At 63.7% G+C, this 626-nt stretch carries 1 protein-coding gene; it reads right to left on the bottom strand.

Translation table 11 applies throughout. The features are described 5' to 3' along the window. Positions 1 to 6: 6 nt before the first annotated feature. Positions 7 to 626 (bottom strand): integrase core domain-containing protein (locus tag DKT70_RS17645; RefSeq protein WP_146612700.1); only part of this gene is annotated, 620 nt, incomplete at its 5' end.

The following is a 626-nucleotide window of genomic DNA, read 5'->3' as shown; positions in this document are numbered from 1 at the left end:
CCTCGTTCATAACGAGAGTCTGCCGTTTTGAGATTGGTAGTCGGGGGTTTGTTTCATGGCAAGCGCGCCGGGCGCGGCGCCCTCGGTTTGCGCTAGCGTCCGGCGCGCTTCGAGCGGCGTCAGGTTGCCGAGGGAGGAGTGCGGCCTGACAGCGTTGTAGTCGTAGCGCCATAGGGCGATCTTTCGGCGCGCGTCGTCCAGGGTGTCGAAGATCTCCTCGTTCAGCAGCTCGTCGCGCAGGCTGCCGTTAAAGCTTTCGATGAAGGCATTCTGCTGCGGCCTGCCGGGATCGATGTCGTGCCAGGCAACGTCGTTCTTCTCGGCCCACTTCAGGATGGCCCGGCTGGTGAACTCCGTCCCATTGTCACTGACGATGCAAGCCGGCTTGCCATAGATCCGCACCAGTGCGTCCAACTCGCGCGCCACCCTCGCGCCTGAGATGCTGGTGTCGGCAACCAGACACAGGTTCTCGCGGCAGCAGTCGTCGATCACCGCCAGGATGCGGAACTTGCGCGACGCCCCGAACGTGTCCGCCATCGAGCCATGGGAACGCCACTGGTCCGAGTGACCATGGCGAGGGTCCAATGACCAGCGCTGGTTGGGCATGAGGGCCAAGGGCATCGGCA

Origin of the sequence: Paracoccus sediminilitoris, assembly GCF_003259195.1 — a bacterium.
In the GTDB taxonomy this organism is placed as follows: domain Bacteria; phylum Pseudomonadota; class Alphaproteobacteria; order Rhodobacterales; family Rhodobacteraceae; genus Paracoccus; species Paracoccus sediminilitoris.
The sequence above is the reverse complement of the archived record's forward strand: the minus strand, read 5'-3'. Positions and strand labels throughout refer to the sequence as shown.